This window comes from Kitasatospora sp. NPDC058115 (assembly GCF_042884635.1).
Classification (GTDB): Bacteria; Actinomycetota; Actinomycetes; order Streptomycetales; family Streptomycetaceae; genus Kitasatospora.
On sequence record NZ_JBHVTL010000012.1, the window covers coordinates 77,889 to 94,225 of the forward strand.

Consider the following 16,337-nt stretch of genomic DNA (forward strand, 5'->3'; position numbering starts at 1 on the left):
TTGGCGGCCAACTCCCGTTCCCCACAACGAATCTGCCGGATTCCGGCTCCACGCGACGTCTGCAAGAGGGTGGCCTCAGGTGAACAACGAGGAAAAGCTCCGCTACTTCCTCCGGCGAGTGACCGCGGACCTGCACGAGGCCCGCGAGCGGCTCCAGCGGATCGACGACTCCCAACAGGAGCCGATCGCGATCGTGGCGATGAGCTGCCGCTACCCCGGCGGCGTCACATCGCCCGAGGACCTCTGGCGCCTGCTGGCGGACGGCCGTGACGCGATCACGGAGTTCCCCACCGACCGCGGCTGGGACCTGGAGGCGCTCTACGACCCCGACCCCGACACGCGGGGCACCAGCCACGTCCGCGAGGGCGGGTTCCTCGACGGAATCGACCGCTTCGACGCCGGCCTCTTCGAGATATCGCCGCGCGAGGCCCTCACCATGGACCCGCAGCAGCGGCTGCTGCTGGAGACCTCCTGGGAGGTCTTCGAGCGGGCGGGGATCGATCCGACCTCGCTGCGCGGCAGCCGGACCGGCGTGTTCGCCGGGGTGATGTACCACGACCACTCGGCCGTCCTCCAGCAGGCGGTCGAGGACGTCGAGGGCTACATCGGGACGGGCAGTGCGGCCAGCGTCGTCTCGGGCCGGGTGGCGTACACCTTCGGCCTGGAGGGGCCGGCGGTGACGGTCGACACGGCGTGCTCGTCCTCGCTGGTGGCCCTGCACCTGGCGGTGCAGGCGCTGCGGCAGGGCGAGTGCACGCTGGCGCTCGCCGGTGGTGTCACCGCGATGGTCAACCCGACGGCGTTCGTGGACTTCAGCCGTCAGCGCGGCCTGGCCGCCGACGGCCGCTGCAAGCCGTTCGCGGCGGCGGCGGACGGCACCGGGTGGGCCGAAGGGGTCGGCGTCCTGCTGCTGGAGCGGCTCTCCGACGCGCGGCGCCACGGTCACCGGGTGCTGGCGGTGGTGCGCGGCAGCGCGGTGAACCAGGACGGTGCGTCCAACGGTCTGACGGCGCCGAACGGGCCGTCGCAGCAGCGGGTGATCCGCCAGGCGCTGGCCAACGCCGGACTGTCGGCGGCCGACGTGGACGTGGTGGAGGCGCACGGCACGGGCACGACCCTCGGCGACCCGATCGAGGCGCAGGCGCTGCTGGCCACCTACGGGCAGGACCGTGAACGGCCGCTGTGGCTCGGCTCGTTGAAGTCGAACCTCGGCCACACCCAGGCGGCGGCGGGGGTCGGCGGCGTCATCAAGATGGTGCAGGCGCTCCAGCACGAGTGGCTGCCGAAGACCCTGCACGTGGACGAGCCGACGCCGCACGTGGACTGGTCGGCGGGTGCGGTGGACCTGCTGACCGAGCCGGTGGCCTGGCCGGCGGGCGAGCGGCCGCGCCGCGCCGCCGTCTCCTCGTTCGGCTTCAGCGGGACCAATGCGCACGTCATCGTCGAGCAGGCCCCGGAGTCCGACGAGGCGGACGCCTCCGCACCGGTTCCGCTGCCGGTGGCCGAGCTGCCGGTTCCCGTGCTGCTGACGGCGAAGAGCCCTTCGGCGCTGCGCGACCAGGCCGTGCGGCTTCTCGCCCACCTGGAGGCCGACCCCGGGCTCACGGTCGCGGATCTCGGCTTCTCCACCGCGACGACACGGGCCGCCCTCGACCACCGGGCGGCGATCGTCGCGGTGGACCGTGCGGACCTGCGCGAGTCCTTGGGCGCGCTGGTGCGGGACGAGCCGGTCGCGGGCGTGGTCACCGGGGCGGTGGCCCCTCGGAGCCTGGTCGCGCTGCTCTTCTCGGGGCAGGGGAGTCAGCGGCTGGGGATGGGGCGTGAGCTGCACGCGTCGTTCCCGGTGTTCGCGAAGGCGTTCGACGAGGTCTGTGAGGCGGTGGGCTTTCACCTCGAACGGCCGCTGCGGGAGGTGGTGTTCGGCGAGGAAGCGGAGCTGCTGGCGCGCACGGAGTTCACCCAGCCGGCGCTGTTCGCGGTGGAGGTGGCGTTGTTCCGGCTGGTGGAGTCGTGGGGGGTGCGGGCGGATTTCCTGGCCGGGCACTCGATCGGCGAGCTGGCCGCCGCGCACGTCGCGGGCGTCTTCTCGCTGGAGGACGCCGCCGAACTGGTGGTGGCACGTGGCCGGTTGATGCAGGAGCTGCCGTCGGGTGGGGCGATGGTCGCGGTGCAGGCCTCGGAGGACGAGGTCGCGCCGCTGCTGGTCGGCCGTGAAGCGAGCGTGGGTATCGCAGCGGTCAACGGCCCGTCCTCGGTGGTGCTTTCTGGATCGGAGGACGCCGTCGAGGAGGTCGTCGCACTCCTGGAGGGCCGCCGGACGAAGCGGCTCACGGTCTCCCACGCGTTCCACTCGCCCCTGATGGAGCCCATGCTCGCGGCCTTCCGCGAGGTCGCCGCACGCGTCACCTTCGGCGCCCCGGATCGTCCGATCGTCTCCACCCTGACCGGACGGCCGGTCACCGTCGAGGAGCTCGCCGACCCCGACTACTGGGTGCGCCACGTCCGCCACGCCGTCCGCTTCGCCGACGCCGTCGAGACGCTGGCGGCGCAGGGCGTGACGGCGTTCCTGGAGATCGGTCCCGGCGGTCTGACCCCGATGGTGCAGGAGACGCTGCCGGACGCCCTCGCCGTCCCCGCCCTGCGGGCCGACCGCCCCGAACCCGCCGCCTTCACCACCGCCCTCGCCCACCTCCACACCCACGGCACCGACCTCGACTGGGACGCCGTCTTCGCCGGCACCGGCGCCCGCCGCGTCGACCTGCCCACCTACGCCTTCCAGCACGAGCGCTTCTGGCTCGACACCCGCCCGGCCACCGGCGACCTCACCGGCTCGGGCCTGTGGTCGGCGGACCACCCGCTGCTCGGCGCGGCGGTCACCCTGGCCGACGGTGACGGTGTGCTGCTGACCGGCCGGCTCTCGCTGGCCACGCACGCGTGGCTGGCGGACCACGCCGTGCGGGGCACGGTCCTGCTGCCCGGCACCGCGCTGATCGAGTTGGCGATCCGGGCCGGCGACCAGGTGGGCTGTGACCGCGTCGAGGAACTGACCCTGGAATCACCGCTGTTGCTTCCGGAGCAGGGCGGCGTCCACGTGCAGGTCCTGGTGGACGACGCCGACGGGTCCGGGCGTCGCGCCGTGCGGCTCTACTCGCGGCCCGACGACGCGACGGCCGCCTCGCCGTGGACGTGCCACGCCACCGGGGTGCTCGCTCCGGCCGGGGCGCCGACCGACGAGCACGCGGCGTCCGAGCCGGCCGAGTGGCCTCCCGCCGGCGCCGTCGAGGTCGGTGTCGAGGGGCTGTACGACCGTCTCGCCGGACTGGGGCTGGTCTACGGCCCCGTGTTCCGGGGCGTGCGGGCCGGATGGCGGCGCGGGGACGAGGTGTTCGCCGAGGTCGCGCTGCCCGAGGGCGTCGAGGCGACGGGCTTCGCCGTGCACCCCGCGCTGCTGGACGCGGCGCTGCACGCCGTCGCCCTGAGCGCCTCCGCCGAGGAGCACGACGAGGGGCGGATCCCGTTCTCGTGGAGCGGGGTGCGGGTGTCCGCCACGGGTGCGACGGCGTTGCGGGTCCGGCTGGCCCCGGCGGCCGGCTCCGGGGCCGGGGTGGGCACGGTCACGCTGTCGGCCGCCGACGGCGCCGGGCGGCCGGTGCTGTCGGTCGAGTCGCTGATGTTGCGCCCGGTGGGCGCGGAGCAGCTGGCCACCGCACGCGAGCAGCAGCGTGACGCGCTCTACCGGGTGGAGTGGGTGCCGGGGGTGGTGTCGGCCGGTGCGGTGGAGGTGGAGGTCCGTGAGGGTGTGGCGGATCTCGGGCGTGAGGGTGCGGTGGTGCCGGGGGTGGTGGCGGTGGTGTGCGCGTCGTCGGGGTCCGGTGCCGGGGGTGTGCGTGGGGTTGTGGGTGGTGTGCTGGAGCTGGTGCGGGACTGGGTGGTGGAGGAGCGGTTCGGTGGTTCGCGGTTGGTGGTGGTGACGCGTGGTGGTGTTGCGGTGGGTCCGGACGAGGGCGCTGGGGTGGAGGTCGGTCAGGCGGCGGTGTGGGGTCTGGTGCGGTCGGCGCAGTCGGAGCATCCGGGTCGGTTGGTGCTGGTGGATGTGGAGCCCGGGGTCGGGGACGTCGGGGCGGCGGTGTCGGTGGCGGTGGCGTCGGGGGAGCCGCAGGTGGCGGTGCGTGACGGTCGGGTGCTGGTGCCGCGTCTGGCGCGGGTGGCTGCCGGTGAGGGTGCCGCTGTTTCCTTCGCGGCGGGTGGCACGGTGCTGGTGACGGGTGCGAGCGGGACGTTGGGGCGGTTGGTGGCTCGTCATCTGGTGGTCGGGCACGGTGTGCGGCGTCTGCTGCTGGTGAGCCGTTCCGGTGCGGGTGGGGCGGGGATGGCGGAGTTGGTGGCGGAGTTGACGGCTGTGGGTGCGGAGGTGGTCGTCGAGGCGTGTGACGTGGCGGACCGGGATGCGCTCGCCGCGCTGCTGGCGGCCGTGCCGGCCGAGCACCCGCTGACCGGAGTCGTCCACGCGGCGGGGGTGACGGACGACGGGCTGATCGGGTCGTTGTCGTCGGAGCGGTTGGACCGGGTGTTCCGTCCGAAGGTGGATGCGGCGCTGCATCTGGACGAGTTGACGCGGGATGCGGAGCTGTCGGCGTTCGTCCTGTTCTCTTCGGCGGCGGGGGTGTTCGGCAGTGCGGGGCAGGGCAACTACGCGGCGGCGAACGCCTTCCTGGACGCGCTCGCGCAGCGACGCCGGGCGGCCGGGCTGGCGGCAGTGTCGACGGCGTGGGGCCTGTGGGCCCAGGACAGTGCGCTGAGCGGTGAGTTGAGCGAGGCGGACCGGCGCCGGATCTCCCGCTCGGGGATGACCGCGATCGAGACCGCCGACGGCCTGGCGCTCTTCGACGCCGCCCTGCGCACCGCCGAGCCGGTCGTGGTGCCCACCCGATGGGACGCCCGGGTGCTGCGGGAGTCGGCCCGTTCCGGCGCGCTGCCGGAGCTGCTGCGGAACCTGGTGCCCACCCCGGTGCGGCGCGCGGCCGCGTCCTCGGCCGAGCAGCCCGGGGCGTCGTCGGCGACGGCGCGGCGGCTGGCCGGCCTGCCCGAGCCGCAGCAGTACGAACTGCTGGTGGACCTGGTGCGCACCGAGGCCGCCGCGATCCTCGGCCACGGGCGCGCCGGGTCGATCCGACCGGAGCAGGCGTTCCGTGAGCTGGGCTTCGACTCGCTGACGGCCGTCGAACTCCGCAACCGGCTCGGCGCCGCCACCGGTGTGCGACTGCCGGCCGGCCTGGTCTTCGACTACCCGACGCCCGCCGCGCTGGCCGGCTTCCTGCGCGAGCAGCTGGCCGACGCGCCACGACCCGCCGCCGCCGTGGTCACCGCGACCCGGGGCGACGAGCCGATCGCGATCGTGGCGATGAGCTGCCGCTACCCCGGCGGGGTGCGCACGCCGGAGGAACTCTGGCAGCTGCTCGCCTCCGGCACCGACGCCATCTCCGGGTTCCCCGTCGACCGGGGCTGGGATCTCGGCCTGCTCGCCGCCGACGGCCCCGACGAGGCCGGGACCAGCCACACCCGCGAGGGCGGCTTCCTGCACGACGCGGGCGACTTCGACGCGGCGTTCTTCGGGATCTCGCCGCGCGAGGCGCTGGCGATGGACCCGCAGCAGCGGCTGTTGCTGGAGACGTCGTGGGAGGCGTTCGAGCGGGCCGGGATCGATCCGACCTCGCTGAAGGGCTCGCGGACCGGCGTCTTCGCCGGGGTGATGTACCACGACTACGCCTCCTCGCTGCAGACGGTCCCCGAGGGCGTGGAGGGCTTTCTCGGCACCGGGAACTCGGGCAGCGTCATCTCGGGCCGGCTCTCCTACTCCTTCGGGCTCGAAGGCCCGGCGGTGACGGTGGACACGGCGTGCTCGTCCTCGCTGGTGGCCCTGCACCTGGCGGTGCAGGCGCTGCGCAACGGCGAGTGCACGCTCGCGCTGGCCGGCGGCGTCACCGTGATGGCCGGGCCGGGGGCGTTCGTCGAGTTCAGCCGTCAGCGCGGCCTGGCCGCCGACGGCCGCTGCAAGGCCTTCGGCGCCGGAGCGGACGGCACCGGCTGGGGCGAGGGCGTGGGCATGCTGCTGGTCGAGCGGCTGTCGGACGCCGAGCGTCACGGGCACCCGGTGCTGGCGGTGGTGCGCGGCAGCGCCGTCAACCAGGACGGCGCGTCGAACGGCCTGACGGCGCCCAACGGTCCCGCGCAGCAGCGCGTCATCCAGCAGGCCCTGGCCAACGCCCGCCTCACCCCCGGTGACATCGACGCGGTGGAGGCGCACGGCACGGGGACCAGGCTCGGCGACCCGATCGAGGCGCAGGCGCTGCTGGCCACCTACGGACAGGACCGTGAACGCCCGCTGTGGCTGGGGTCGTTGAAGTCGAACATCGGTCACACCCAGGCGGCGGCGGGTGTGGGCGGCGTCATCAAGATGGTGCAGGCGCTCCAGCGCGGCGTCCTGCCCCGGACCCTGCACGTGGACGAGCCGTCCCCGCACATCGACTGGTCGACCGGTACGGTACGGCTGCTGACCGAGCCGGTGGAGTGGCCGGCGGACGGCCGTCCGCGCCGGGCCGGCATCTCCTCGTTCGGCTTCAGCGGGACCAATGCGCACGTCATCGTCGAGCAGGCCCCGGCCGCGCCCGCCGAGCGCCGCCGGGAGGTGGAGAGCCGTGGTGGGGCCGCGATCCCGTGGGTGCTGTCCGCCAAGACGCCCGAGGCCCTGCGGGACCAGGCCGCGCGGCTGCTCGCGTACGCGCAGGGGCGGGACGACCTGGGGGCGGCCGACGTGGCGTACTCGCTGGTCACCTCCCGGGCGGCGCTGGAGCACCGCGCGGCGGTGGTCGCGACGGACCCTGCGGGTGCGGTGGAGGGCCTGCGTGCGCTGGTGACCGGTGAGCCGTCCGGGGCGGTGGTCCGCGGGGTCGCGGTGCCCGGGGCGAAGGCGGCGCTGCTGTTCTCGGGGCAGGGGAGTCAGCGGCTGGGGATGGGGCGTGAGCTGTGCGCGTCGTTCCCGGTGTTCGCGGAGGCGTTCGACGAGGTCTGCGCCGCCGTGGACGTCCACCTCGACCAGCGCTTGCGCGAGGTGGTGTTCGGTGAGGACGCGGAGCTGCTGGCGCGGACGGAGTTCACCCAGCCGGCGTTGTTCGCGGTCGAGGTGGCGTTGTTCCGGCTGGTGGAGTCGTGGGGGGTTCGTCCCGCCGCCCTGGCCGGGCACTCGATCGGCGAGTTCGCCGCCGCGCACGTCGCGGGCGTTTTCTCGCTGGAAGACGCCGCCGAACTGGTGGTGGCCCGTGGCCGGTTGATGCAGGAGCTGCCGTCCGGTGGGGCGATGGTGGCAGTGCAGGCCTCGGAGGACGAGGTCGCCCCGCTGCTGGTCGGCCGCGAAGAGAACGTAGGCATGGCAGCGGTCAACGGCCCGTCCTCGGTGGTGCTCTCGGGCGAAGAGGACGCCGTCGAGGAGGTCGTCGCACTCCTGGAGGGTCGTCGCACCAAGCGGCTCACGGTCTCCCACGCGTTCCACTCGCCCCTGATGGAACCGATGCTCGCGGCCTTCCGCGACGTCGCCGCACGCGTCACCTTCGCCGCGCCCACCCTGCCCATCGTCTCCACCCTCACCGGGCACCTCCTCACCGCCGAGGAACTGGCCGACCCCGACTACTGGGTGCGCCACGTCCGCCACGCCGTCCGCTTCGCCGACGCCCTCGACACCCTCGCGGCCAACGGCGCGACGGCGTTCCTGGAGATCGGCCCCGGCGGCCTGACCCCGATGGTGAAGGAGACCCTGCCGGACGCCCTCGCCGTCCCCGCCCTGCGCGCCGACCGCCCCGAACCCGCCGCCTTCACCACCGCCCTCGCCCACCTCCACACCCACGGCACCGCCCTCGACTGGACGGCCGTCCTCGCCGGCACCGGCGCCCGCCGCGTCGACCTGCCCACCTACGCCTTCCAGCGCCGCCGCTACTGGCTGGAGCCGGGCCCGGCGGCCGGGGACGTCACCTCGGCGGGACTGACGGCGGCCGACCACCCGCTGCTGGGAGCCGCCGTCACGCTGGCCGGCGGCGAGGGCGTGGTGCTGACCGGGCGGCTGTCCCTCACCACGCATCCCTGGCTCGCCGATCACGCGGTGTTGGGTACCGTGCTGCTCCCCGGCACCGCCCTGGTGGACCTCGCGCTGCGGGCCGCCGACGAGGTGGGGTGCGACCTCCTGGAGGAGCTGACCATTCAGGCCCCGCTCGCCCTTCCCGAGCAGGCCGGCGTCCAGCTCCAGGTCGTCGTGGCACCGGCCGACGAGGCCGGCCGCCGCACGCTCACCGTCTACTCGCGCGAGGCCGGCGGCGAGGCGGCCGACGCGCCGTGGACCGGCCACGCCACGGGTCTGCTCGGCACCGGTGCCGCCCCGGGGGCGGAGATCGAGTTGTCCGCCTGGCCCCCGCCGGGGGCGGGCCCGCTCGACACCGAGGCGGTGTACGAGCGGCTGGCGGCACTGGGGCTGGACTACGGCCCGGTGTTCCAGGGCCTGCGGGCCGCCTGGCAGCAGGGCGGGGTCGTGTTCGCCGAGGTCGCCCTGCCCGAGGGGACGGTGACCGGCGGGTTCGGCGTACACCCGGCGCTGCTGGACGCGGCGCTGCACGCCGTCGCGCTGGGCGGGCTGCTGCCCGACAGCGGCGGGACGCGGGTTCCCTTCTCCTGGAGCGGTGTGCGCCGGTACGCGCCGGGCGCGGCCGGCCTGCGGGTGCGGATCGCCCCGGCCGGGGCGGACGCGGTGTCCCTGCTGGCCGCGGACGGGACCGGCCGGCCCGTCGTCTCGGTCGACTCCCTCGTCCTGCGGCCGGTCTCCGCCGACCAGTTGGCCGCCGCCCGCGCCGGGCGGCCGGACGCGCTCCACCGGGTCACCTGGGCACCCCTGCCGCTCGCCGCGCCGGTGGCCGCCGCCCCCGGGCCGCAGGCCTGGGCGCTGGTGGGCGACGCCGGGAGCGGACCGGGCGCGGCGCTGCTCGCCGTCGGCCACGCCGTGGACGTGCACGCCGGGCCGGCCGAACTGCCGGCGGGGCCCGCGCTCCCCGACACGGTGGTGGCCCTTCCGCCCCTGATCCCCGGCGCGGCGCCGGGCACGCCGCAGGCGGCCCGGGCCGCGACCGCCCACGCCCTCGCGCTGGTGCACGACTGGCTGGAGCGGGCGGGCTCCGGGGCGGCCCGGCTGGTGGTGCTGACGCAGGGCGCGGTCGCGCTCGACGGCCCGGCCGGTGACCGGGCCGAGCGGCCGGACCCGGCACAGGCCGCGGTCTGGGGCCTGCTGCGTTCCGCGCAGTCGGAGCACCCGGGCCGGTTCGTCCTGGCCGACCTGGACGACCACGAGGAGTCCGCGCGCGCCCTGCCGGCCGCGCTGGCGGCCGCCGTGGCCGCCGACGAACCGCAACTGGCGCTGCGCGAGGGCCGGACGTTCGTGCCACGCCTCGCCCGGGCGACGACGGCCGACGCGACGGCAGACGCGACGACGGCCGACGCGACGGCAGACGCGACGACGGCAGACGCGACGACGGCCGACCCGGCGGGAGCCGACGAGGCGGGGCCCGCACCGGACCCGGCGGGCACCGTCCTGGTCACCGGCGCGACCGGGGCGCTGGGCCGGCTGGTGGCACGGCACCTGGTCGCGGTCCACGGCGCGCGGCACCTGCTGCTGGTCAGCCGGCGCGGACCGGAGGCCGAGGGCGCCGGCGAGTTCGAGGCCGAACTCGCCGCCCTGGGCGCCCGGGTGACGACGGCGGCCTGCGACGTGGCGGACCGCGCCGCGCTCGCCGCGCTGCTCGACTCGGTGCCCGCCGAGCACCCGCTGACCGCCGTCGTGCACGCCGCCGGTGTGCTGGACGACGGACTGGTCGGCTCGTTGACGGCGGAGCGGCTGGACCGGGTGTTCCGCCCGAAGGTGGACGCGGCCTTCCACCTGCACGAGCTGACCGGCCGCCACGGGCCGGTGGAGCTGGTGCTCTTCTCCTCCCTCGCCGGCACCCTCGGCAACGCCGGCCAGGCCAACTACGCGGCCGCCAACGCCTATCTGGACGCGCTGGTGGAGCTCCGCCGCGCCCAGGGCCTGCCGGGCGCCTCGCTCGCCTGGGGGCCGTGGGCGGGCGACGAGGGGATGCTGGGCGAGCTCGGCGCCGAGGCGCTCGGGCGGATGGCCCGGGGCGGGGTGGTGCCGCTGTCGGCCGGCGAGGGCCTGGCCCTGCTCGACAGGGCCCGGGCGGCGGCCGCCGCCGGGGGCCCGGGCGTCCTCGTCCCGGTGCCGCTGAACCTCGCCGCCCTGCGGACCAGGGCCCGCAGCGAGCCGCTGCCGGCCGTCCTGCGCGGCCTGGTGCCGGTGACGGTCCGCCGGGCGGAGCGGGCGGGCGCCACCGCACTGGCGGAGCAGCTGGCCGGAGCGTCGCCGGACAAGCGCCGGCGGATCCTGCTGGCCACCGTCCGCGGCGAGGTCGCCGCCGTCCTGGGCCACGCCTCCGCCGAGGCGGTCGGCCCCGGCCAGGCCTTCCGCGACCTCGGCTTCGACTCGCTGACCGCCGTCGAACTGCGCAACCGCCTCGGCGCCGTCACGGGGCTGAGCCTGCCGGCCGGCCTGCTGTTCGACCACCCGACGCCGACCGCGCTGGCGGACCACCTCGGCGCCTCGATGCCGGCCGCGGACGCGGCGGCGGCGCCGTCCGTGCTCGCGGAGATCGACCGGCTCGAAGCCGCCCTGGCCGCCTCCCCGTCCGACCGGGGCCTGCGCAGCACCGTCACCATGCGCCTGGAGGTCCTGCTGGCGAAGTGGAACGGGGCGCAGGACGACGACCACCCCGGCGCCGACCGGGGCGCGGCCGCGGTCGAGGCGGCGACCGACGACGAACTCTTCGAGCTGCTGGACAACGAGCTCGGCACCTGATCGACCGGCACGAACTCCCCTCGGCGTTGAGGAACTGAATTCAGATGACTGACGAGAACAAGCTCCGGGACTACCTCAAGCGTGCCACCGTCGACCTGCGCCACGCGCGTCAGCGGCTGCGGGAGGTCGAGAGCAGGAACCACGAGCCGATCGCGATCGTCGCGATGAGCTGCCGCTTCCCCGGCGGGGTGCGGTCGCCGGAGGACCTGTGGCAGCTGGTCGCGGACGGCGGCGACGCGATCTCCGGCTTCCCCACCGACCGCGGCTGGGACCTGGACGCGCTCTACCACCCGGACCCCGGAAACCCGGGCACCAGCTACACCCGCGAGGGCGGGTTCCTGCACGACGCCGCCGAGTTCGACGCCGCGTTCTTCGGCATCGGCCCGCGCGAGGCGCTGGCGATGGACCCGCAGCAGCGGCTGCTGCTGGAGGCGTCCTGGGAGGTGGTCGAGCGGGCCGGCCTCGACCCGCGCTCCCTGCGCGGCAGCGACACCGGCGTCTTCGCCGGGGTGATGTACCACGACTACGTCTCCCGGCTGCCGCAGCTGCCCGAGGGCGTCGAGGGCTACGTGAGCACCGGCAACTCGGGGAGCGTGGTCTCCGGCCGGATCGCCTACACGCTGGGCCTCGAAGGCCCGGCGGTGACGATCGACACCGCCTGCTCCTCCTCGCTGGTCGCCCTGCACCTCGCCGTCCAGGCGCTGCGCAACGGCGAGTGCTCGCTGGCGCTGGCCGGCGGCGTCACCGTGATGGCGGGCCCGGCCACGTTCACCGAGTTCAGCCGCCAGCGGGGCCTGTCGCCCGACGGCCGCTGCCGGGCGTTCTCCGCCTCGGCGGACGGCACCGGCTGGGGCGAGGGCGTCGGCGTGCTGCTGGTGGAACGGCTCTCCGACGCCCGGCGCCACGGGCACCCGGTGCTGGCGGTGGTGCGCGGCTCGGCGGTGAACCAGGACGGCGCCTCCAACGGCCTGACGGCGCCGAACGGGCCGTCCCAGCAGCGCGTCATCCGGCAGGCGCTGGCCAACGCCAGGCTCTCGCCCGCCGAGGTGGACGCGGTGGAGGCGCACGGCACCGGCACCGCGCTGGGCGATCCGATCGAGGCGCAGGCCCTGCTGGCCACCTACGGCCAGGACCGTGAACGGCCCCTGTGGCTCGGCTCGGTCAAGTCGAACCTCGGTCACACCCAGGCGGCGGCCGGCGTCGCCGGTGTGATCAAGATGGTGCAGGCGATCCGGCACGGCGTCCTGCCGCCCACCCTGCACGTGACGCAGCCCTCGCCGCACGTGGACTGGTCGGCCGGCGCGGTGTCGCTGCTGACCGAGGCGACCGACTGGCCCGGGACGGGCGCGCCCCGGCGGGCCGGGGTCTCGGCCTTCGGCGTCAGCGGCACCAACGCGCACCTCGTCCTGGAGGAGTCGCAGCCGGACGCCGAGGACGCCCCGGCCGAGGAGGGCGGGGCGCCGGCCCCGGCGGAGGCGCCGCCGCTGATCCCCTGGGTCCTGTCCGGCAAGGACCAGGCCGCCCTGGTCGCCCAGGCCGGGCGGCTGCGCGCGCACCTCGCCGCGGACCCGGGCCCCGGCACCCTCGACGTCGCCCTCTCCCTGGCCACCACCCGCTCCGCCTTCGAACACCGCGCCGTGCTGCTCGCCGCCGACCGGGCCGGACTGGACGGTGCGCTCGCCGCGCTGGCCGACGGCTCGCCCGAACCGGACCTGGTGCGCGGCGTCGCCGAGGACGTCCGCCAGGTGGCGCTGGTCTTCCCCGGACAGGGCTCGCAGTGGGTCGGCATGGCCGTCGAACTGCTCGACGCCTCCGCGGTGTTCCGCGAGCGCATCGGCCGGTGCGAGGCGGCCCTCGCCCCCTACGTGGACTGGTCGCTGACGGCCGTGCTGCGCGGCGAGGAGGGCGCGCCCGGGCTGGAGCGGGTCGACGTCGTGCAGCCGGTGCTGTTCGCCGTGATGGTCTCGCTGGCCGAGCTCTGGCGCTCCTACGGGGTGAGCCCGGAGGCCGTGGCCGGACACAGCCAGGGCGAGATCGCCGCCGCCTGCGTGGTGGGCGCGCTCTCCCTGGAGGACGCCGCGAAGGTGGTGGCGCTGCGCAGCCGCGCGCTGACCGCGCTGGCCGGCCTGGGCGGCATGATGTCCGTCGGCCTGCCGCTGGAGCAGCTGACCCCGCGTCTCGCGCCCTGGGGCGAGCGGCTGGCGGTGGCCGCCGTCAACAGCCCCTCGTCCATCGTCCTGTCCGGCGACCCGCAGGCCCTGGCCGACCTGCGCGACAGCCTGCTCGCCGACGACGTCCGGGCCCGGATGATCGCCGTGGACTACGCCTCGCACTCCGCGCAGGTCGAGGCGGTGCGCGAGCGGGTGCTGAGCGAGCTCGCGGACATCACGCCGCGCTCCTGCGACGTGCCGTTCTACTCCACCGTGACCGGCGGGGTGCTGGACACCGCCGAACTGGACGCCGACTACTGGTACCGCAGCCTGCGCCGGACCGTGCGGTTCGAGGAGGTCACCCGCGCGCTGGTGGCGCACGGCCACGGCGCGCTGATCGAGGTCAGCGCCCACCCGGTCCTGACGATCGGCATGCAGGAGACGATCGACGCCCTGGGCAGCGACGCCGTGGCCCTGGGCACGCTGCGCCGGGGCGAGGGCGGCCCGGCCCGGATGCTGCGCGCCGTCGCCGAGGCCCACGCGCACGGCGCCGCCGTCGACTGGACCGCCGTCCTCGCCGGCACCGGCGCCCGCACCGTCCCGCTGCCCACCTACGCCTTCCAGCACCAGCGGTACTGGCTGGACGCCCCGCACACCGCCGGGGACGCCGCCGGCCTCGGCCTCGGCGCGGCGGACCACCCGCTGCTGGGCGCCGTCGTCACCCTGGCGGACTCCGACGGCCTGCTGCTCACCGGCCGGCTCTCCGCGCACACCCACCCCTGGCTCGCCGACCACGTGGTGCTGGGCTCGGTCCTGCTGCCGGGCACCGCGTTCGTCGAACTCGCGATCCGGGCCGGCGACCAGGTCGGCTGCGGCCTGCTGGAGGAACTCACCCTGGAGGCGCCGCTGCTGCTGCCCGAGCGCGGCGCCGTGGTGGTGCAGGTCTCGGTCGGCCACCCGGACGACGCCGGCCGGCGCTCCTTCGGCCTGTACTCGCGCCCCGAGGACGCCCCCGCCGAGGAGGAGTGGACCCGCCACGGCACCGGACTGCTGGGCACCGGGCCCGCCACCGGGGGCGAGGACCTCACCCTCTGGCCGCCCGCCGACGCCACCGCCGTCGACCTCACCGGCTTCTACGACCGCCTCGCCGAGCGCTCCTTCGGCTACGGCCCGGTCTTCCAGGGCCTGCGGGCCGCCTGGCGGCGCGGCGACGAGGTCTACGCCACCGTCGCGCTGCCCGCCGAGGCGCAGGCGGAGGCGGGCCGCTTCGGCCTGCACCCGGCGCTGCTGGACGCGGCGCTGCACGCCGTCGGGTTCGGCCCGCTCGGCGACATGGGGACCGGACGGCTGGCGTTCTCCTGGGAGGGCGTGCGCCTGCACGCCACCGGAGCCGCCGAACTGCGCGTGCGGCTGGCCCCCGCCGGCCCCGACGCCGTGTCCGTGACCGTCGCCGACGGCACGGGCCGGGCGGTCGCCGGGGTCGGCACGCTGTCCTTCCGCGCCGTCGGCGAGGAGCAGCTGCGCCAGGCCCGCGGCGGCCACCATGACGCGCTGCACCGGGTGGACTGGACGGCGCTGCCCGTGCCGGCCACCGCACCGGACACGCCCTGGGCGGTGCTCGGCGACGACGCCTCGCCGGCCGTGCGGGCGCTGCTGGACGGCCCCCGGCCCCCGGCGCACCACCCCGGCCCGGGGGAGCTCGCCGAGGCCGTCGCGGCGGGCGCGCCGCTGCCCGAGGCGGTCGTGGCCGTCCTGCCCACGGGCGGGACCGGGCCGGAGGCCGTCCGGGCGACGGCGCGCGACACCCTCGCGCTGCTGCGCGACTTCCTGGCCGAGGAGCGCCTCGCCGCCTCCCGGCTGGTGCTGCTCACCAGCGGCGCGGTGGCCACCGCGGCCGGGGCCGACACCCCGGGCCTGGACCACGCGCCGGTCTGGGGCCTGGTCCGCTCGGCGCAGTCCGAGCACGCCGACCGGCTGGTCCTGGCGGACCTCGACGACCACCCCGACTCCTACCGGCTGCTGCCCGCCGCGATCGCCACCGGCGAACCCCAACTCGCCCTGCGCGCCGGAGCGGCGAGCGTCCCGCGACTCGCCCGCGTGCCGCTGCGCACAGAACCGGAGGCCGCCGGGGAGCGCACCGCGGCGACCCCGCTCGACCCGAACGGCACCGCCCTGATCACCGGCGGCACCGGCGCCCTGGGCGGGCTGCTCGCCGAACACCTCGTCACCGAGCACGGCATCCGCCACCTGGTGCTGACCGGCCGCCGCGGGCCCGCCGCCGAGGGCGCGGCCGAACTGCGCGACCGGCTCTCGGCCCTGGGCGCGAGCGTCACCCTCGCCGCCTGCGACGCGGCGGACCGCGAGGCGCTGGCCGACCTGCTCGCCGGCATCCCCGAGGACCGGCCGCTGACCGCCGTCTTCCACGCCGCCGCCGTGGTCGCGGGCGGCCTGGTCGACGCGCTGACCGCCGACGAGCTCGACCAGGTCCTGCGCCCCAAGGTCGACGCGGCGCTCAACCTGCACCACCTCACCCGGGACGCCGACCTGGCGGCGTTCGTCCTCTTCTCCTCCTTCGCCGGCACGCTCGGCGGCGCCGGCCAGGGCGCCTACGCGGCCGGCAACGCCTTCCTGGACGCCCTGGCGCAGCACCGCGCGGCCCACGGGCTCGTGGCCTCCTCGCTGGCCTGGGGCGTCTGGGAGGAGCGCGGCGCGCAGACCGCGCTGGCCGACGGCGACCTCCGGCGGATGGTCCGCGCGGGCCTGGTGCCGCTCTCCGCCGACGAAGGACTCCGTCTCCTGGACGTCGCCCGCAGCCTCGACGAGCCGGTGCTCGCGCCGGTGCGGCTGGACCTCGCGGCGCTCCGCGCCCAGGCCGCGGGCGGCACCGTGCCCGCCCTGCTGCGCGGCCTGATCCGGACGCCCGTGCGGCGGACCGCCGGGGCGGCGGCCGGGGAGGCCTCCGCCGAACTGCGGCGGCTGGCGGCGCTCGCACCGGCCGACCGCCGGGAGGCGTTGCTCGGACTGGTCCGCGCCCAGGCCGCGGCCGTGCTCGGCCACAGCACCGCCGAACTGGTGGACCCCGGCCGGGCCTTCCGCGAGCTGGGCTTCGACTCCCTCGCCGCGCTGGAGCTGCGCAACCGCCTGATCGCCGCGACCGGCGTCCGGCTGCCGGTCACCACCGTCTTCGACCACCCGACCCCCGCCGCGCTGGCCGGCCACCTGCTGGAGGAGGTCTCCGGCGGGGACGA

2 pseudogenes are annotated in these 16,337 nt (G+C 76.2%); both read left to right on the forward strand.

The features are described 5' to 3' along the window. Nucleotides 1-121 precede the first annotated feature (121 nt). Nucleotides 122-10,939, forward strand: a pseudogene (locus tag ACFVVL_RS14975) (SDR family NAD(P)-dependent oxidoreductase); the annotation flags it as partial. Between the two features lie 80 nt (nucleotides 10,940-11,019). Then, a pseudogene (locus ACFVVL_RS14980) lies at nucleotides 11,020-16,251 on the forward strand (type I polyketide synthase); the annotation flags it as partial. Nucleotides 16,252-16,337 lie beyond the last annotated feature (86 nt).